The organism is Saccharopolyspora oryzae, from assembly GCF_027853915.1.
Lineage (GTDB): Bacteria > Actinomycetota > Actinomycetes > Mycobacteriales > Pseudonocardiaceae > Saccharopolyspora > Saccharopolyspora oryzae.
The window spans coordinates 1-18894 of sequence record NZ_JAQGLA010000112.1 but is presented as its reverse complement, the minus strand read 5'-3'; the positions used below and the strand labels follow the sequence as shown (position 1 = coordinate 18894).

The following is an 18894-nucleotide window of genomic DNA, read 5'->3' as shown; positions in this document are numbered from 1 at the left end:
TCCCAACGGCGATGTGGCCCGCTCCCCGAGCTTCGGGAGCGGGCCACATCGTGTCCGGGGACTACGTGCCGAGCAGGTCCTGCGGGATCGGCTGGTCCTTGGCGATCGCGTCGAACATCCGCGCAGCCCGTCGCGCAGCCGCTGGCCCTGGTCGGCGGCGTTCTCCACGAGCTTCTCCTCGCGCACCACGTCCAGGGTGGCGATCGCTGCGGCGGCGGCCACCGCGTTGCCGCCGTAGGTGCCGCCCTGCGAACCTGGCCACGCCTTGCTCATCAACTCGTCCGGCGCGGCGATGGCCGACAGCGGGAATCCGCTGGCCAGGCCCTTGGCGGTGATCAGGACGTCGGGGCGGATCCCGGCGTGGTCGTGACCCCAGAACCGGCCGGTGCGGCCGACACCGGTCTGCACCTCGTCGACGATGAGCAGGATCCCGTGGCGGTCGGCGCGCTCGCGCAGGCCGGTGAGGAACTCCGGCGGTGCGGGCAGGTAGCCGCCCTCGCCCAGGACCGGTTCGATGATGATCGCTGCGGTGTCGCGCGGGGAGCTGACCGTGACCAGCAGCTGGTCGAACTCCGCCAGCGCGTAGCGCACGGCGTCGGCTTCGCTGCAGCGGTGCCGGTAGGGCTCGGGGAACGGGGTGAACACCACCCCGGGCATCATCGGGCCGATCCCGGCGCGCACCTTCGTCCCGGAGCTGGTCAGCGCCCCGGCGCCCATCGTGCGACCGTGGAAGCCGCCCTGGAAGGCCACGATGTTCTGCCGTCCGGTGGCCTGCCGCGCCAGCCGCACCGCGGCTTCGACGGCCTCGCTGCCGGAGTTGACGTAGAACAGCCGGTCCAGACCCGATGGCAGGACTTCACCGAGCCGTTCGGTGAGTTCGAGCAGCGGGCGGTGCATGACTGTCGTGTACTGGCCGTGGATCAGGGTGCCCACCTGGCGCTGGGCGGCCTCGACCACGCGCGGGTGGCAGTGCCCGGTGCTGGTGACCCCGATGCCGGCGGTGAAGTCCAGGTACCGCCGGTCCTGCTCGTCGTAGAGGTAGATCCCTTCGCCGCGGGCGGCCAGGACCGGCGTGGCCTGCTTGAGCGCCGGCGAGAGCTCAGCCATGATCGACTCCAAGCGTCGTGAAAATGTAGGATTGTCGACAATCTCGCGTGTTATGCAACCATCACCGAGCGTCGCTGTCCACCTCCGAGCCGGAAGGCGTGCCATGACCATTTCCGTCCAACAGCACCCCCGAGAGGCCACCGTCGTCGACGCCGCTCCCAAGCAGCTGCTCATCGGTGGCAAGTGGTGCCCGGCCGACGCCGGCCGCAGCTACGAAGTGGAGGACCCCTCGACCGGCCGGGTGCTGTGCTCGGTCGCCGACGCCTCCCCCGAGGACGGCCTGGCCGCGCTCACCGCCGCGAGCGAGGCGCAGCCGAGCTGGGCCAAGCACCCGCCGCGCGAACGCGGGGAGATCCTGCGCCGCGCCTACGAGCTGATCATGTCCCGGCACGAGGACCTGGCGCTGCTGATGACCCTCGAGATGGGCAAGCCGCTGACCGAGTCGCGCGCCGAGATCACCTACGCCGCGGAGTTCTTCCGCTGGTTCGCCGAGGAAGCGGTGCGCATCGGCGGCGACTACGCGGTGGCCCCCAACGGGGCGGGCCGGTTCCTGGTGATGCGCCAGCCCGTCGGCCCGGCGCTGCTGATCACCCCGTGGAACTTCCCGATGGCGATGGGCACCCGCAAGATCGGTCCGGCCATCGCCGCGGGCTGCACCTCGGTCATCAAGCCCGCCCACCAGACACCGCTGTCGATGCTGGCGCTCGCCGAGATCCTGCAGGAGGCCGGGCTGCCCGACGGCGTGGTCAACGTCGTCACCTCGCGCAGCGCCGGCCGGCTGATGGAACCGATGATCCGCGACGGTCGCGCCCGCAAGCTGTCGTTCACCGGCTCCACCGCGGTGGGCCGCAAGCTCATCGAGCAGTCCGCCGACCAGGTGCTGCGGGTGTCGATGGAGCTGGGTGGCAACGCGCCGTTCCTGGTCTTCGCCGACGCCGACCTCGACGCCGCGGTCGACGGCGCGATGCTGGCCAAGATGCGCAACGGCGGCGAGGCCTGCACGGCGGCCAACCGGTTCTACGTGCACGCCGACGTCGCCGGGGAGTTCTCCCGACGGCTCGCCGAGCGGATGGCCGCGATGCAGGTGGGTCGCGGCGTCGCCGAGGACGTGCAGGTCGGGCCGCTGATCGACGACACCCAGCTGGGCAAGGTCGCCGATCTGGTCGGCGACGCCGTGCAGCGCGGAGCTGAAGTCGTCACCGGTGGTTCGGCCGCCGACGGCGACGGCTACTTCTACCAGCCCACCGTGCTGGCCAACGTGCCGCTGGAAGCGCGGATGAGCCGGGAGGAGATCTTCGGCCCGGTCGCGCCCATCAGCACCTTCACCGACGAGCAGGACGTCATCGCCCGCGCCAACGACACCGAGTACGGACTGGTCAGCTACCTCTACACGCGGGACGTGCAGCGCGCGCTGCGGGTGTCGGAGGCGCTGGAGACCGGCATGGTCGGCCTCAACCAGGGCATCGTGTCCAACCCGGCGGCCCCCTTCGGCGGGGTCAAGCACTCCGGGCTGGGCCGGGAAGGCGGCAAGTTCGGCATCGACGAGTTCCTGGAGACCAAGTACATCGCCGTGGGCGGTCTGTGATCCCGACAAGTTCGGCGGGGCCTCGAAGTGCTCGAGGCCCCGCCGAGTTCGTTCAGCGCCCGGTCAGCTCGCCATGGAGCCGTTAAGCCGGTCCAGCGCGTCGGTCATGTGGGCTTCGAGGCGCTCGAGCAGGACCTTCTCGTCGCCGGACTCGATGGCGTCCACCAGTCCCTTGTGCTCGTCGACCAGCGCCTGGACGTCCGCGTGGTACTTGTCCTGCAGCGCGGTCAGGCACATCCGCTTCTCCACCAGCAGGGTCTGCGCCATGCGCTGCAGGCGCGCGCTGCCCGAGACCCGCACCAGCGTCTCGTGGAACTCCTGGTCGGCGTCGGCCAGCTCTATCGGGTCGCCCTTGCCCGCGGCCGCGACCATCCGGCTCTGCGCGGCGGTCAGCTCGGCCACCGCCTCCACCCGGTGGTGGCGCACGATCTGCTCGCACGCCGCGCGCTCCACCGCCAGCCGCGCCAGGTAGATGTCCTGGACGTCCTCGGCGTCGAGGTCCATCACGAACAACCCGCGGTGCGGCTCGCTGCGCAGCAGTCCTTCGGCGACCAGCCGCTGCATCGCCTCCCGCAGCGGGCCGCGGCTGACGCCCAGCCGGGCGGCCAGCTCGGCCTCACCCAACTGGCTGCCGGGTGGCAGCGATCCGTACATGATCGCCGCGCGCAGCTGATCGGCCACGATCGCCGCGGTCGACTTGCGCTGCACCGGCTCTAACTCACCCGGCTGCTGGTTCTGCTCGTCGGTCCCGAGCACCTGACACCATCTCCTCAATCCGGGGAGCCACTGCGCTCCCCGACTGCTCCCCTGCGGAACAGCTCGCCCAATCCGTCGCGCGCCTGCTGAGCCCCGGCCAGCCGCAGCGCCTCCCAGGCGCTGACCTGGTTGGCGGTGAGCACCGGCTTGCCGAGCTCCTCTTCCAGCTCGTCCAGCCACGCTGCGGTGTGCAGCGCGGTGTCGGGCATCAGCAGCGCATCGGCCCGGTCGTCGTCGTTGGCCGCGGCGAAGGCCAGCACCTCATCGCGCCCGAGCGTGCCCACCTCGGCGGCGGTGATGATGCCGCGGCTGGACAGCCGCACCACCTCCAGCTCGGCGGCCTGCAGGAACTCCACGAACTTCGCGGCCACATCAGCCGGGTAGGTCGCGGCCACCGCGACCCGCCGCAGCCCGAGACGTGCTGCGGCGTGCACGAACGCGAAGGAGGTGCTGGAGGTCGGCAGGCCGGTGACGGCCTGCAGCTTCTCCACCTGCTCCCGCGCGCCCTGCCAGCCGAAGACGAAGCTGCCCGAGGTGCACGCCCAGATCACCGACTGCACGCCGCGGTCCAGCAGCTCGCGGGCGCCTTCGGCGAGCACCTCCTCCGAGCCGATGTCCAGCAGCGCGTCCACCCGGTGGGCGTCCTCGCGCATGAGGGTGTGCACCAGCGGGAGGCGGACGTCGTCGCCGAGCAGGCGTTCGAGGGTGGGGTAGTCGTCTTCGGCGCTGTAGCCGGGGTAGAGAATTCCTGCGGTGTGCGGCACCGGGTGCTCCATCCTTCGTCGACGTCGGATTGCCACCGCCGCGAACCTTCAGGCGACCGGTCGATTGTTGACAATGTTACCGCACGGTTCGCCGCGGACATGTGGTCGTGATTCGATCTTTACGCGGCAGGCACGTCCACTGCCTGCATCAACCGCTGCTCGGGCGCCACCGCCTGCAGGCCCATCGCGCGGAGCGCGGCCCAGACGGTGACCTGGTTCGCGGTCAGCACCGGCTTGCCCAGCTCCTGCTCGAGCGGGCCGATGATGTCGTAGGTGGGCAGGTTGGTGCAGCTGATGAACATCGCCTCGGCTTCGGGCCGGTCGGCCGAGCGCACGATCTCCACCACCTGCCGGTAGTCGACCTTCCAGATCTGGCCGAGCAGGCCCAGCCCCATGCTCGCCACCACCTCGATGCCGTACTCGTCGAGGAAGTCGCCCAGCCGGTCGGTCACGGCGGCCACGTAGGGCGTGGCCACCGCGATCCGACCGATGCCCAGCAGCTGCAGGGCCTGCACCAGCGCACCCGAGGCGGTCACCGCGGCCGGAGCGCCGGCCTGCCGCATCACCTCGACCAGCGTGCGCTCACCGGTGGCACCGTTGACGAAGCTGCCCGAGGTGCAGGCGTAGGCCACCACTTCCGGCTCCGGGGTCAGCAGGTCGCGGGTCGCACCGTGCACCGCTGCCTCGTCCGAGACCAGGTTGGCCTGCTCGACGGTCACCGGCACCGGTACGAACGCGGTGCGCGTCAGGTACAGCGACACCTCCGCTGGGGTCCACCGCCACAGCTCGCGGTCCAGCGCCAGGTCGAACGGAGCGATCACCCCCACGCCGCGCTGCGGCGGCGGACCGGGCACCGACCCGAGGAAGTCAGGCGGCATATCGGCGCTCCCGTCAACCCTCGTAGCGGTCGTAGCGAAGGGTCTCGCCGATGCTGCCCGAGCGCCAGACGTCGTTGCACGCCTCGGCCATCCGGTCCAGCCCCTCGACGATGGTGGCGTAGACGTTGCCCGGCACCCAGCCGACATCGCCGTTGAGCAGAAGGTTGTTGCGCCCGTAGAAGATCGCCAGGTCGATCACGCCCGGCAGCTCGTGGATGTTCTTCTCCTCCTTGAACGCGCGGTCGAGCATGCCGCCGGGGAAGGAGAAGTAGACGACGTCGCCGGGGATCGGGGTGACCGTGGGGTTCTCCTGACCGGGCTCGTCAGCGGCGAACCGCGGCACCATCGTGTAGATCTCGTTGCGCGCGTACTTGGCGTGGTGCACCGGCCCGACCTGCGGGAGCGCTTGCCACACCGCTTCGCAGGTCCGGGGCGCGTCCTTGTCCAGCAGTTCGGCCACGCAGGACACGCCGCGCTTTTCCAGCGTGATGGACAGGTACCTGGGCATAGGGATCTTCCGTTCGCAAGGAGTGGGGACTTTTGACTCATCTCCTCCGGCCCCACCTCCCCCGGTGACCGGGTCGGGTGGAATCACCTCGTCCGCCGAGGATTACCCGTGGATTGTTGACAATCCTACGAGCGCTTCCTAGCGTGTCAATGCCTCCAGCCGTGTGTGTTTTCCCAGGCTGGGGCGGGAAATTCCGAGTTGACGCGCCACGCCCGCACCGCGTCGCAACCGGCGACCGGCCCCGACGAGCCATAAGGTCGGCACATGATCAACCGCACCCCCACCGTCGTGGCCCTGCACGGCGGAACTCCACCCGCCGAGCTCGAGCGCATCAGCACCTGCGCCGAACTCCGCTACGCCGAAGCCGAGGAGCTGCCCACCGCCGTGGTCGGCGCGGACGTGCTGTTCGTCTGGGACTTCCGCTCCGGGGCGATCCCCGAGGCCTGGCCGCACGCCGATGCGCTGCGCTGGATCCACTCCTCCAGCGCCGGGGTGGACCGCCTGCTGTTCCCCGAACTGCGCGACTCCGACGTCGTGCTGACCAACTCCCGCGGCGTCTTCGACCGCCCCATGGCCGAGTACGTGCTGGGCACCGTGCTGACCTTCGCCAAGGACATGCACACCACGCTGCGCCTGCAGGACCGAAAGCAGTGGCAGCACCGCGTCACCGAACGCATCGCGGGCAAGAGCGCGCTGGTGGTGGGCACCGGACCGATCGGGCGAGCCATCGCCCGCCAGCTCACCGCGGCGGGCATGCGCGTCTCCGGCGCCGGACGGATCGGCCGCTCCGGCGACCCGGACTTCGGCGACGTGCACGCCTCCAGCGATCTGCCGCACGTCATCGGCGCTTTCGACTACATCGTGCTGGCCGCACCGCTGACCGAGCAGACCAAGGGACTGGTCGACGCCGAAGCCCTCGCCCACTGCCGCCCCAGCGCGCGGCTGATCAACGTCGCCCGCGGGGAACTCGTCGTGGAGAGCGACCTCGTCGCCGCCCTGCAGACCGGGCAGCTCGCCGGCGCCGCGCTCGACGTCTTCGAAGCCGAACCGCTGCCGGAGAGCTCGCCGCTGTGGGAGATGCCCAACGTGCTCATCTCCCCGCACATGTCCGGCGACACCGTCGGCTGGGTCGACGAGCTCGTCGACCTGTTCATCGCCAACGTGCGCGCCTACACCGAAGGGGCGCAGCTGAGCAACGTCGTGGACAAGCAGCGGGGATACATCAGCGGAACGGAGAACTGAATTGGCCGACACCCAGCCCGCCGACCTCACGGCTCCCGAACTGCTCGCCGCCTACGCCAGCGGCCAGCTGTCCCCGGTGGAAGCCACCGAGGCCGTCCTGCACCGCATCACCGAGGCCGATCCCGCCGTCAACGCCTACTGCCTGGTCGACCGCGACCGGGCGCTGCAGCAGGCCCTCGCCTCCGAACAACGCTGGCAGCGCGGTGAACCCGCGGGGCGGCTGGACGGGGTGCCCACCTCGATCAAGGACATCTTCCTCACCGAGGGCTGGCCGACGCTGCGCGGCTCCCGCACCATCGACCCCGACCAGCAGTGGAACGTCGACGCACCGACCGTGGCCCGGCTGCGCGAGCACAACGCCGTGTTCGTCGGCAAGACCACGACCCCGGAACTGGCGTGGAAGGGCGTCACCGACAGCCCGCTGGCCGGCATCACCCGCAACCCGTGGAACCCCGCGCTCACCGCCGGCGGCTCCAGCGGCGGTGCCGCAGCCGCCGTCGCGCTGGGCATGGCGCCGCTGGCCATCGGCACCGACGGCGGCGGATCCGTGCGCATCCCCGCGTCGTTCTGCGGGATCGTCGCGCTCAAGGCCACCTACGGCCGCATCCCCCACTACCCCGCCAGCCCCTACGGAACCCTCGCGCACGCCGGGCCGATGACCACCACCGTCACCGAGACCGCGCTGATGCTCGACGTGCTCTCCGAGCCCGACGTCCGCGACTGGTCCGCGCTGGAACCGCCCGCCGCGTCCTTCGTGGACGGTCTGGACTCCGGCGTGCGCGGGATGCGCATCGCGGTGAGCCTCGACCTGGGTTTCGGCACCGAGGTGCACCCGGAGATCGCCCGGGCCGTCACCGAGGCCGCGCGGACCTTCGAAGAGCTCGGTGCCGTGGTGGAGCAGGCCGACCCGGGGATCACCGATCCGGTGGACGACTTCCACGTCCTGTGGTTCGCCGGCGCCGCCAAGTCGGTCGAGCACCTCAGCGCCGAGCAGCGCGAACTGCTCGACCCGGGTCTGCACGAGATCTGCCAGCAGGGGCTGACCTACTCGGCCCAGGACTACCTGGAGGCCACCAACACGCGCATGCTGCTCGGGCAGCGCATGGGCGCCTTCCACCAGACCTACGACCTGCTGCTGACGCCGACCGTGCCGATCCCCCCGTTCGAAGCGGGCTGCGAGGTGCCGCCCGGTTCCACCGAATCTCGTTGGACGAGCTGGACACCGTTCACCTACCCGTTCAACATGACCCAGCAGCCCGCCGTGAGCATCCCTTGTGGACGGACCGGTGACGGGTTGCCGATCGGGCTGCAGATCGTGGGTCCGCGCCACGCCGACGCGACCATCCTGCGCGCTGCGCGTGCGTTCGAGCAGGCCCGCCCCTGGCAGCGCCCCACTCCTCCGTGAAGCAGCACCGAGCACGTTGAAGGGCGCCTTCGACTTCGAAGGCGCCCTTCGCTCATGCGAGGGTCAGCGTCGTGACGACGCCGAGGGCCGTCACCAGCAGCGTCGAACAGGCACCGAGGACGAAGGCCTTGGGCCCGTTGCGCAGCAACGCCTTGATGCGGACGCCGAACCCGAGCGCGAACAGCGCACCGGTCAGCAGCACCGTCGTCAGCTGCTTGGCCCCGTCGAGCACCGCCTCCGGCAGCACACCCGTGGTTCGCACCGCCACCGCGACCAGGAATCCGAGCACGAACAGCGGCATGATCGGCGGACGCTTGCCGCCACCGACGTGGCGCCGCCGCTCCAGCAGGCTGACCAGCGCCACCATCGGCGCCAGCAGCACCACCCGGCTGAGCTTGACCACCACCGCGATCGCCACCGCCGCCGCGCCCACCGGCGAAGCCGCCGCGACCACCTGCGCCACCTCGTGCACGCTGCCACCGGCAATCCGCCCGACCTGCTCGGCCGAGAGCCCCCAGGCCTCGAACAGCACCGGAAGCCCGAGCATCGAGATCGTCCCGAACACCGTCACCATCGCCACGCTGGTGGCCACGTCCTCGTCATCGCGCTCGACCACGCTCTCCATCGCCGCCACCGCCGACGCCCCGCAGATCGAGAACCCGGTCGCCACCAGCATCGACAGGCCCCGCGAGATCCCCAGCAGCCGGCCGAGCAGCAACGTGCCCGCGAAGGTCAACGCCACGATCAGCAGCACCGACACCACGGTGCCCGCGCCCAGCCCGAGCACCTGCGTCACCGACAACTGCAATCCCAGCAGCACCACTCCGCTGCGCAGCAGCTTCTTGGTCGACCAGGCGACTCCGGCACGCGCCGACGCCGGGAACCCCGGCACATTGCCCGCCACGATGCCCAGCACCACCGCCACCGTCAGCGCGCTGACCGCCGGGAGCAAGCCCGCGATCACCATCGACACCACGATCGCCACGGCCGTCACGACGAGTCCAGGCCACAACGCCACCAGACCTGCTCGCGCAGGGTTCAACGTCTTCGTCACGACTGCAAGGTTCGCTGTCCGCAGCGCCGCGCAGTAGCCGTGATCTGCACAGGACGTCATAACCAGATGGAATGCCCAACCCGCAGGGGAACGGCACCCGGCTCCCAAACACCCATGCCAGTACCTACCCTGAAGGAATGACCCCGCCCGATCCCGAATCGCTGCGACTGCTCGTGCTGGTCGGCGACCTCGGCAGCATCGGCGCCGCCGCGGCCGAGCTGCAGGTCAGCCAACCCTCGGCCAGCAAGCGGCTGAGCCGCCTCGAACGCCAACTCGGCCTACCGCTGGTGCAGCGCACCCGCCAGGGCTGCACGCTCACCGCCGCCGGGGTCATGGTCTGCGACTGGGCCAAGCAGGTCCTCGCCCACGTCGACGGGCTGATGAACGGCGTCCGAGCACTGCGGGCCCAGCAGCAAGCCACCCTTCGCGTCGCGGCCAGCATGACCATCGCCGAGTACCTGGTCCCCCGCTGGCTCAGCCGACTGCGCGTCGCACTGCCCGACGTGCACGTCGAACTCGACGTCGCCAACTCGGTCGCCGTCGCCGAAGCGGTCCGCCACGGCGGAGCCGAACTCGGGTTCATCGAATCCCCGACCCCGCCCGACGGCGTCTCGGTCCGCTTCGTCACCCGCGACCGGATGGCCGTCGTCGCCCCGCCCGAACACCCCTGGACCCGGCTGCGCCGACCGCTGACCGCCACCGAACTGGCCGCCACCCCGCTGATCGTGCGCGAACACGGCTCCGGCACCCGCGAAACCCTCTACCGCGCCCTCGCCGAGGTCGGCGCCGACCCGGTGTCCCCGCTGCTCGAACTGCGCTCCACCACCGCCGTGCGCAACTCCGTCGTCGCAGGCGCCGGCCCAGCGGTGCTCAGCGTCCTGGCGGTGGCCACCGACCTGGCCGAACACCGCCTGGTCGAGATCCCGGTCGCCGACCTCGACCTGCGCCGACCCCTGCACGCCGTCTGGCGAGCAGGCCTGCACCTCACCGGCTCTGCCGCAGCCCTGCTCGCCATCGCCACCCGCACCGAGGACTGACCTGATCAGTCCTCGTCCCAGGCGGACATGACGTGCTTGATCCGGCTGTACTCCTCGAGGCCGTAGCGGCCGAAGTCGCGGGCCGAGGCCGAATGCTTGAAGCCGCTGTGCGGCATCTCCGTCGCCAGCGGGTGGTGGGTGTTGATCCACACCGTGCCCGCCTGCAGACCTCGCGACACCCGCATCGCCCGCGCGTGATCACGTGTCCACACGCTGGCCACCAGCCCGTAGCGCACCCCGTTGGCCAGCTCCACCGCTTCCTGATCCGTCTCGAAGCGCTGCACCGTGAGAACCGGGCCCAGGACCTCGTTCTGCACCAGCTCGTCGTCCTGCTCCACCCCGGCGACCACCGTCGCCTCGTGGAAGAACCCCCGCTCCCCCTTGCGACCACCACCGGCCAGCACCTGCGCGTGCTCGGGAAGCCTCGCCAAGTGCGCCTGCACCAGCTCCAGCTGCCCGAGGCTGTTCAGCGGGCCGAACGCGGCGTCGGGATCCTGCGGCGGCCCTGGACGCATCGCCTCGGCCCACCGCACCAGCTCCGCCACCAGCTCCTCGTACACACCCGGACCGGCCAGGACGCGGCTCGCCGCGGTGCAGCTCTGCCCGGCGTTGCCGAACGCCGCCAGCGCGATCTTCCGCGCCGCCCGGGCCACGTCGGCGTCGTCGAACACCACCGCCGGGGCCTTGCCGCCCAGCTGGAGGTGCGCGCGCTTGAGGTCGGCAGCAGCGGAACCCGCGACCTCCATGCCCGAACGCACCGTGCCGGTGATCGAGAACATCCCCGGCACCTCGTGCGCCACCATCGCCCGGCCGCTGTCGCGATCGCCGCAGATCAGGTTGAGCACACCCGGCGGCAGCTGCTCCCCCGCGATCTCGGCCAGCAACGCCGAGCTGACCGGAGTGGTCTCCGCCGGCTTGAGAACCACGGTGTTGCCCGCGGCCAGCGCCGGAGCGAACTTCGCCGCCGCCAGCAGCAGCGGATGCGTCCAGGACGTGACCTGCGCGCACACCCCGATCGGCTCGCGGCGGGAGAACGAGGTCATCCCCGGCTGGTACTCACCACCCGCCCCGTCCTCCTGCACGCGCGCCGCCCCGGCGTAGAAGCGGATCAGGTCCACCGCCATCGGCAGCTCGTCGTCGAGCACCGCCGACCAGGGCTTGCCGGTGTTGCGGCACTCCGCCAGCACCAGCTCCTCCGCGCGGTCCTCCACCGCGTCGGCGACTTCCAGCAACAACTGCTGCCGGCGCCGCGGTGTGGTCGACGACCAGGACTCGAACGCCGACGCCGCCACCGACATCGCCGCGTCCACGTCCATCCAGCGGGTCAGCGGGCTGCTGCCGTACTCCTCGCCGGTGCTCGGGTCGACCAGCGGCAAGGTCTCCCCCGCCAGGGTCTGCGCGGGTTCTCCGCCGACGAAGTTGTGCAGTTCCAGCGCTGCGGTCAAGGACAACCTCCATCGCTGGGTCGGCCGCCGTTGGCCGACCGGGTGGCCACGTCCGCCGCCCGACCCTATCCGCACAACCGCACCGGCCGCGCACAACGCCGCTCCCGCGAGCGCGTCGCAGTCCGCGAGATCAGGCCGCCGAGGTGCGGTCGCGCAGCCACCACTGCGCGAAGGTGCCCAGCGCCACCAGCGCCAGCACCGGCAGGAACGCCCAGCGGTAGGCCTGCGCCGCGGGCAGGAAGGACACGAGCTGCAGCACCACGCCCACCAGCAGCTGGATCATCACCGACGCGCTGAAACCGCCCATGTTGACCACGCCCGAGGCCGTCCCCGAGCGGTGCTCGGCGTTGGCCATCCGCGCTCCGTCGAAGGCCAGCATCGCCGAACCGCCACCGACGCCGATGACCACCAGCGCGACCACCAGCAGCGACATCGGCAGCACGCCGGGCCAGAGCACGAGCAGTGCCCACACCGCCGCGACCGCGCAGGACAGGCCGAAGCTGAACCGGTCGCGCCGCCCCGGGCGCCCCGAGACGAACTGGCCCGCGAACCAGGACCCCGCGATGAAGCCCACCACGCTGATCAGCAGCAATGTCCCGACCTGCGCCTGGCCGTGCCCCTGCGACTCGGTCAGCCACGGACCGCCCCACAGCGTGGTGATCGCGACGAACTGCGCCATCAGCACGAAGTGCACCCAGAAGGAGTGCTTGGTGCCCCGCTGCGCGACGACGTGGCGCAGGGTGTGCCCGATCCGCTCCCGCTCCGGCGCCGGCTCGCTCGGGACCACGGCGTGACCAGGCCGATCGCGGATCGCCAGCCCGGCGATCAGCGCCAGCGCCGCGGTCAGCACCGCCGCCCCGGCGAAGGTGGGCACCCAGCCGAGGCTGTGCAGCGCCAGCCCCAGCGGCAGCGTCGAGACCACCTGGCCCAGACCGCCGGCCAGACCGGTGATCGCCGCGACCTTGCCGTACCGGTGCGGCGGGAACCAGTGCGCGGCCAGCCGCAGCACGTTGGTGAACATGAACGCGTCGCCGAAGCCGATCAGCATCCGACCGGCGATGCCGCCGACGATCGAGCCGCTCACCGCGAACACCGCCGACCCCAGGGCCAGCGCCACCATGCCGCCGGTGATCACCTTCCGCGGCCCCAACCGGTCGGCCAGCAGCCCGGACGGCACCTGCAGCACCAGGTAGATGCCCAGCTGGAGGGCCGCGAACACCGACAGCATCGCGGGACCGATGTCGAAGCGCTGCATCGTTTCCGGCGAGGCCACGCCGAGGCTGGCGCGGTGGAACAGCGCCGCGCAGTAGCAGATCGCGCCGATCCCCCACACCAACCACGCCTTGCGCGATGAGGTGCCGTGATCGGCCCGCGTTTCGGCGGGAGGCGGGGCGGTGACCGTGCCGGACAACTGGAAACTCCTCTCGGGGAAAACTTGTATTCACCTTAGATACAAGATGGGTGGAAGTACGATGACCTCGTGTCGAGCGCAACACCACGCGAAGCCGTGTCCTCCGCCACTGCGACCTCGGGCAACCGCCCCGAGGCGCCCGCTGCCGACCGCGCCTACCAGCACGTCAAGGCCGGTCTCTTGGACGGCAGCTACCCGGACGGCGAGCTGCTGTCCGAGGGCGAGGTGGCCGGCGCGCTGCAGATGTCCCGCACACCGGTGCGCGAGGCCTTCCTGCGCCTGCAGACCGAGGGATTCCTCCGCCTCTACCCCAAGCGTGGTGCTCTCGTCGTGCCGGTGACGGCCGCCGAAGCCCACGCCGTGGTGGAAGCCCGCCTGGCCCTGGAGAGCTTCGCCATCGACAAGCTCGCCATGCAGGGCTCCGAGGCGATGACGGCCGTCGGCGAACAGCTCGCCGAGCACCCGGCCTGCGACACCGACGAGCTCAGCGACGCCGACATGCACGAAGCCGACCGCGCCTTCCACGCCGCGCTGGTCGCCGCGGCGGGCAACCCGGTGGTCGCGGACCTCTACAACGCACTGCGCGACAAGCAGATGCGCATCACCGCCACGGCCCGCACCCACACCGTCCGCCCCCGGATCACCCACCAGCACGCCCAGGTAGCAGCAGCGCTGCGGGACGGCGATGCGGAGCTGGCCAAGTCCCGGCTGCGCGAGCACCTGCTCGGCACGGTCCGCGCCTTCGGGATCGCCGGCGGCCGCTACCTCGATCCCGACTCCGCCCTCTGAAGCTGCTTTTCCCGCATCGGCACGCTTGGTGCTGCCGCGTTGGGCATTAACTTCAGTCAACACTGAAGTAATCAATGCAATCAAACCGCTTTGCCCGCGTTTCCCACCACAGGCGCGGTGCCGACCCCCTAGCCTCGGGGTGTGACTCCGTCGCAGTTCGTCAAGTCGACGCCACCACCCCGGCTGCGAGCGCTGATCAGCGACATCAGCGGGTACCGGGTGCACTCCGCGCCCGGCGTGCACCGCGGGCTCCCCTCCTCGGACCTGACGCTGATCATCACGCTGGACGAGACCGTGGACGTCAGCTTCGAGTCCGGTCCCCAGGTCTCCTACACCGCGCTCGTCGGCGGGTTGCACAGCAAGCCCACGCAGGTCGAGCACGGCGAGCTCCAGCACGGCATCCAGCTCGGCCTCACCCCGCTCGGCGCCCGCGCTCTGCTCGGAGTGCCCGCCGGGGAGCTCGCCGACACCGGCATCCACCTGTCCGACGTGCTCGGCCCCACCGCCGCCGAACTCACCGAGCGGCTGCGTTCGGCGACCACCTGGAGCGACCGCTTCGACCTCCTCTGCGGCGAACTCGACCGGCTCACCTCCCCCGCTGCCCTGCCCTCGGCCGAACTCGGCTGGATCTGGCGGCGGATGGCCGAAACAGACGGGCACGTCCCCGTCTCCGCCCTGGCCGATGAAGTCGGCTGGAGCCGCCAGCACCTCGGCGCGCGGTTCCGCCGCGAGTTCGGCCTCTCCCCCAAGCTGCTCGGCCGCGTCATGCGCTTCCAGAGCGCACGCCGCCACCTCATCGCGGGAAATCCGGCCGGCCTCGCCGACCTCGCCGCCGACTGCGGGTACTCCGACCAGGCCCACTTCAACCGGGACTGGCGGGAGTTCACCGGGATGACCCCATCGCAGTGGATCGCCGAGGAGCTTCCATTCGTCCAAGGCGCGACGCACCTCGGCGACGCATCCTCGGGGCATGACGACGAACACGACGCGAACCGCGATCTGGCCCCTGGTCCCCTACCTCGACAAGAAAGCGGGCATCCGCTTCCTGGTCGAGGCGTTCGGCTTCGAAGAAGCCCTGATCGTTCCCGGTGACGACGGCCAGATCGTGCACGCCGAGCTCCGCTGGCCGCACGGCGGCGGCATCATGATCGGCACCTGCGACCCGGAAAGCCCGTTCGCCCAGCAGAAGGGCTCGGCCAGCAACTACGTGGTCACCGACGAGCCCGACGCGCTGTACGAGCGCGCCCTGGCCGCCGGCGCCGAATCCCTCTACGCGCCCCAGGACCAGGACTACGGGTCGCGCGACTTCGTGGTCCGCGACCCCGAGGGCAACATCTGGAGCTTCGGGACCTACCCGGGAACCTGAAGACCCCGGAAACGAGTTGAGGGCGCCCGCTCCGGAAGCGGACGCCCTCAACGAACTCTGCTAGCTCAGCTGGATTCCTCCGGCGGTGCGATCTGGCCGCCGAGCGTCGGGCTCGGCACCTCCTTGCGCGCCACCGCCTCGGCGGCGCGGACCGCCTCGGCGACCTCCGGAGTGGTGGAGGTGTCGAACCAGGACTTGACCGACTCCTCTTCCTCCTCCGGCACCGAAGCCGGCGGCTCCTCCTTCGGCGGCTCGTAGCGGAAGACGCCGTCGTCGCCGGGCGCGCCGAGCATCTTCGCGAAGCCCTCGAGGGACTTGCCGAACTCGCTGGGCACCACCCACACCTTGTTCGAGTCGCCCTGCGCCATCTGCGGCAGCGTCTGCAGGTACTGGTAGGCCAGCAGCTCCGGCGTCGGCTTGCCGCGCTTGACCGCCGCGAAGACCTTCTCGATCGCCTTCGCCTGGCCCTGCGCCTGCAGGTAGCGGCTGGCCCGCTCACCCTGCGCCCGCAGGATGCTGGACTGCCTGTCCGCCTCGGCGGACAGGATCGCCGCCTGCTTCTGGCCCTCGGCCGCCAGGATCGCCGCCTGCTTCTGCCCCTCAGCGGTCTTGATCGACGACTCCCGAGCACCCTCGGCGTTGAGGATCATCGCGCGCTTCTCCCGGTCCGCGCGCATCTGCTTCTCCATCGAGTCCTGGATCGACGGCGGCGGATCGATGGCCTTCAGCTCGACCCGGGCGACCCGGATGCCCCACCGTCCGGTCTCCTGGTCCAGCACCCCGCGCAGCTGCGTGTTGATCGCGTCGCGGGAGGTCAGCGTCTCCTCCAGGCTCATCGCGCCGACCACGTTGCGCAGCGTGGTGGTGGTCAACTGCTCGACCGCGACGATGTAGTTGGAGATCTCGTAGACCGCCGACCGCGAGTCGGTGACCTGGAAGTACACCACGGTGTCGATCGACACCGTCAGGTTGTCCTGGGTGATCACCGGCTGCGGCGGGAACGACACGACCTGCTCGCGCAGGTCGATCCGGGCCCGAACCCGGTCCAGGAACGGCACCAGGAAGTTCAGCCCCGGCTCGGCCACCGAGCGGAACTTGCCGAGGCGCTCGATCACGGCCGACTGGGCCTGCGGCACCACCATCACCGACTTCACGGCGATGATCAGCACCAGCAGCACCACGACCACCAGCACGATAAGTCCGCTAGTCAACTCCACCCTCATTTCCTCACGGCTCGGCCGACACCACTGCCGTCGCCCCCGCGATCTCCATCACGGTGACCGTCTGACCTGCCTCGATGACCTGCGTCTCGTCCATCGCCCGCGCCGACCACAGCGCACCGTCGATGCGCACCTGCCCACCATGGACGTCCACAGTGGATTCTGCCACTGCTCGCTTGCCCACGAGTGCGTCCACATTGGTCTTGATCTCCAGGGGGTGGTGCAGCCGCCGCTTCAGCGCGGGTCGCGCGATGAAGATCAACCCCAGTCCCAGAACCGCGAAGACCACAGCGTCCACCGGCAGCGGAGCGCCCAGCGCGGACGAGCCGGCGGCGCCCAGCGCCGCAGCGCCGAGCATCACCAGGACGAACTCGCCGGAGAGGACCTCAGCGGCGACGAGCAGCACCCCGGCGATCAACCACAGCAACGCGGGCGTCATACCCCCATGGTGGCAGACCGACCAGGACCGCGAGGCCAGATGCCCTGGGCGTGATCAACGTGTGACTTCGTCCGGTTCAGCGCCCGGGCGAATCCACCGTCACGAAGTCGATGAGCTGCTCCACCGCGGCCAGCAGCGGCGCCTCGACATCGCGGAACCCCGACACCGCGGCCAGCACCCGGCGCCACCCGTCGGCCGGTTCTCCCCAGCCCAGCCGCGCGCACACGCCCTGCTTCCAGTCGGTGCCGCGCGGCACCTCCGGCCAGGCCGGGATGCCCACGGCCTGCGGCTTGACCGCTTCCCAGATATCCACGAACGGGTGGCCGGTGACGAGCACGTGCGGATCGTCGATGCCCTCGACCAGCCGGGACTCCTTGCTGCCCGCCACCAGGTGGTCGACCAGGACACCCACCCGGCGCCCCGGCTCTGGACCGAACTCGGCGAGCAGACCGGGCAGGTCGTCCACGCCGTGCAACGGCTCCACGACGACGCCCTCGACCCGCAGGTCGTGGCCCCAGATCCGCTCCACCAGCTCGGCGTCGTGCAGACCCTCCACCCAGATCCGGCTGCCGCGAGCCGTGCGCGCCCGCAGTCCTTCGACGCGCACCGAACCCGACGCCGACCGGCCGGGCTTGCTCCGCACCGCCGCAGGCACCGGCACCAGCGTCGCCGGCTTGCCCTCGAAGAGGAACGCCGCCGGGCGCAACGGGAACAGCCGCTGCTTGCCGTGGCGGTCCTCGAGCACCACGTTGCCCTTCTCCACCCGCAGCACCGCCCCGCAGAACCCGCTGGCGGGGTCTTCGACCACCAGGCCGGGTTCGGCGGGGATCTCGGGCACCTTCTTGCGCCGCGGGCCCGCGAGGACGTCCTTGCCGTAGTCAAACGAACGCACGAGGTGTGACCGTAATCCGATCGGTCGATCCTCGGGGTGCGGCGCGCCGCACCGAGCAGATCACACTCGCCCTCCCCCCGACGCGGAATCCGCGACCGGGTCCGTACCCTTTCTCGACGTGCCTTGCCCAAGCGCCACGATGGTTGTCTGGACGTCCGCCTGGCTGCACGGTGCAGCCGCCTCCGACGACGTGCTCGACGCCCTGCAGACCTGGGCCGAATCCCAGGAGATCCGCGCCGCCGACGAAGACCTGGCCGCGCGCCTGGAACTCCCCGGCCCGCACGACACCCCCGCCGGTCCCGCGCTGCTGCTGGCCGCGCTGCGCAGAGCGGGCGCGACCAACGGCGAGCTGGTGCTGCCGGTTCCCGGCGATGCCCGCGGACTGGGCGGATCGAACCCGTTCGCGAAGCTGGCCATGCGCACCGGTGAAGCCGTCGTGCTGCCCGAGGCCGGTCTGGGGCTGGTCCCGGAACGCATCGCCGAAGGGATCCTGCGCTGGACGGTGTTCGCCATCGGCGAGCTGCCGCCGGCCGAGCACCTGCCGATCGGCGAAGCCGAGCACGGCATGGCCTCGGCGATGCGCGAAGCCGCCACCGCGCTGATCGAACTCGGTGTCGCCAAGCAACGTCCGGGCGTGCGCGAGGAGATCGCCGCGACCGTCGCGTCCCGGCCGGCGCCCGACTGGCCCGAGGACGTGCCGCAGCGCACCCTGCGGATCCTGCAGCGCGCCGCCGAGGTCGAAGCGATCCTGTGGGTGGCCACCGACGACGCCCCCGGCGGCGCCCTGTCCGCCTCGGCGATCCGCGCCCGCACCGACGCGCTGCGCCCGCTGTTCGACGCGGTCCGCGCCGCACGCCGCGCCTCGGTCGCCGAGATGGTCCGCGTGCTCGCCGACCGCACCACGCAGTCCTGAAACCAGAAGGGGCGCTGCCCACCGATCAGCTCGGCGGGAAGCGCCCCTCTTCGTTCAGGTGGTCTCAGACCAGGAACGAGAAC

The 18894-nt window shown here is 70.8% G+C and carries 19 protein-coding genes; 8 read left to right on the top strand and 11 right to left on the bottom strand.

The annotated features are described in order from the left end of the window. Positions 1-1107: aspartate aminotransferase family protein (locus OU415_RS34980; protein ID WP_270953888.1), on the bottom strand; the 1107-nt coding region annotated here is incomplete at its 3' end. A 103-nt stretch (positions 1108-1210) separates the two neighbouring features. On the opposite strand from OU415_RS34980, the gene OU415_RS34975 reads away from it, so the two are divergent. Further along, a complete protein-coding gene (locus OU415_RS34975) occupies positions 1211-2692 on the top strand; it encodes an NAD-dependent succinate-semialdehyde dehydrogenase (protein WP_270953887.1) in 1482 nt (493 codons plus the stop codon). Between the two features lie 63 nt (positions 2693-2755). On the opposite strand, the gene OU415_RS34970 is transcribed toward OU415_RS34975, so the two are convergent. The 4 genes from OU415_RS34970 to OU415_RS34955 form a co-directional block, all read right to left on the bottom strand. After that, positions 2756-3448, bottom strand: coding sequence for a GntR family transcriptional regulator (locus OU415_RS34970; protein ID WP_270953886.1), 693 nt, complete (start codon positions 3446-3448; stop codon positions 2756-2758). Positions 3449-3462: 14 nt separating this feature from the next. After that, a complete protein-coding gene (locus OU415_RS34965) occupies positions 3463-4224 on the bottom strand; it encodes a maleate cis-trans isomerase family protein (RefSeq protein ID WP_270953892.1) in 762 nt (253 codons plus the stop codon). 107 nt (positions 4225-4331) lie between these two features. Next, the gene (locus OU415_RS34960; protein WP_270953885.1) at positions 4332-5090 is read right to left on the bottom strand and encodes a maleate cis-trans isomerase family protein; all 759 of its coding nucleotides are present in this window, start codon (positions 5088-5090) and stop codon (positions 4332-4334) included. 13 nt (positions 5091-5103) lie between these two features. Next, complete coding sequence (locus tag OU415_RS34955) at positions 5104-5598, bottom strand: DUF3830 family protein (protein ID WP_270953884.1); 495 nt, start codon at positions 5596-5598, stop codon at positions 5104-5106. A gap of 264 nt (positions 5599-5862) precedes the next feature. Here OU415_RS34955 and OU415_RS34950 point away from each other — a divergent pair, with 264 nt between their 5' ends. Then, a complete protein-coding gene (locus OU415_RS34950; RefSeq protein ID WP_270953883.1) occupies positions 5863-6840 on the top strand; it encodes a D-2-hydroxyacid dehydrogenase in 978 nt (325 codons plus the stop codon). A gap of 1 nt (position 6841) precedes the next feature. After that, a complete protein-coding gene (locus tag OU415_RS34945; RefSeq protein ID WP_270953882.1) occupies positions 6842-8245 on the top strand; it encodes an amidase in 1404 nt (467 codons plus the stop codon). A 52-nt stretch (positions 8246-8297) separates the two neighbouring features. On the opposite strand, the gene OU415_RS34940 is transcribed toward OU415_RS34945, so the two are convergent. After that, positions 8298-9212: a YeiH family protein gene (locus OU415_RS34940; RefSeq protein WP_270953891.1), complete on the bottom strand. Its 915-nt coding sequence runs from the start codon at positions 9210-9212 to the stop codon at positions 8298-8300. 224 nt (positions 9213-9436) lie between these two features. Here OU415_RS34940 and OU415_RS34935 point away from each other — a divergent pair, with 224 nt between their 5' ends. After that, positions 9437-10336 carry a LysR family transcriptional regulator gene (locus OU415_RS34935; RefSeq protein WP_270953881.1) on the top strand — a complete coding sequence of 300 codons (900 nt, stop codon included), beginning with the start codon at positions 9437-9439 and terminating at the stop codon, positions 10334-10336. A gap of 5 nt (positions 10337-10341) precedes the next feature. Here the strand turns inward: OU415_RS34935 and OU415_RS34930 are convergent, their stop codons facing one another. Next, complete coding sequence (locus OU415_RS34930; RefSeq protein WP_270953880.1) at positions 10342-11781, bottom strand: aldehyde dehydrogenase family protein; 1440 nt, start codon at positions 11779-11781, stop codon at positions 10342-10344. A gap of 130 nt (positions 11782-11911) precedes the next feature. Beyond that, positions 11912-13192 carry an MFS transporter gene (locus tag OU415_RS34925; protein WP_270953879.1) on the bottom strand — a complete coding sequence of 427 codons (1281 nt, stop codon included), beginning with the start codon at positions 13190-13192 and terminating at the stop codon, positions 11912-11914. 69 nt (positions 13193-13261) lie between these two features. Between OU415_RS34925 and OU415_RS34920 the strand changes: the two genes are divergently transcribed. The 3 genes from OU415_RS34920 to OU415_RS34910 all read left to right on the top strand — a co-directional run bounded on the left by OU415_RS34920 (position 13262) and on the right by OU415_RS34910 (position 15347). Then, on the top strand, positions 13262-13981 hold the full coding sequence (locus tag OU415_RS34920) for a GntR family transcriptional regulator (RefSeq protein ID WP_270953878.1): 720 nt from the start codon (positions 13262-13264) through the stop codon (positions 13979-13981). 141 nt (positions 13982-14122) lie between these two features. Next, positions 14123-15073 carry an AraC family transcriptional regulator gene (locus tag OU415_RS34915; RefSeq protein ID WP_270953877.1) on the top strand — a complete coding sequence of 317 codons (951 nt, stop codon included), beginning with the start codon at positions 14123-14125 and terminating at the stop codon, positions 15071-15073. Continuing rightward, the gene (locus tag OU415_RS34910) at positions 14979-15347 is read left to right on the top strand and encodes a VOC family protein (protein WP_270953890.1); all 369 of its coding nucleotides are present in this window, start codon (positions 14979-14981) and stop codon (positions 15345-15347) included. The genes OU415_RS34915 and OU415_RS34910 overlap by 95 nt, the downstream gene beginning before the upstream one ends. Positions 15348-15412: 65 nt before the next feature. On the opposite strand, the gene OU415_RS34905 is transcribed toward OU415_RS34910, so the two are convergent. From OU415_RS34905 to OU415_RS34895, 3 genes are all read right to left on the bottom strand, one after another. Continuing rightward, positions 15413-16489, bottom strand: coding sequence for an SPFH domain-containing protein (locus tag OU415_RS34905; protein WP_408641973.1), 1077 nt, complete (start codon positions 16487-16489; stop codon positions 15413-15415). An 85-nt stretch (positions 16490-16574) separates the two neighbouring features. After that, positions 16575-17006, bottom strand: a complete 432-nt coding sequence (locus OU415_RS34900) for an NfeD family protein (protein ID WP_270953875.1) — start codon at positions 17004-17006, stop codon at positions 16575-16577. A gap of 76 nt (positions 17007-17082) precedes the next feature. Then, positions 17083-17898, bottom strand: a complete 816-nt coding sequence (locus OU415_RS34895; RefSeq protein WP_270953874.1) for a DUF3097 domain-containing protein — start codon at positions 17896-17898, stop codon at positions 17083-17085. Positions 17899-18037: 139 nt separating this feature from the next. Here OU415_RS34895 and OU415_RS34890 point away from each other — a divergent pair, with 139 nt between their 5' ends. After that, positions 18038-18811 carry a hypothetical protein gene (locus tag OU415_RS34890; protein ID WP_270953889.1) on the top strand — a complete coding sequence of 258 codons (774 nt, stop codon included), beginning with the start codon at positions 18038-18040 and terminating at the stop codon, positions 18809-18811. Positions 18812-18894: the final 83 nt, after the last annotated feature.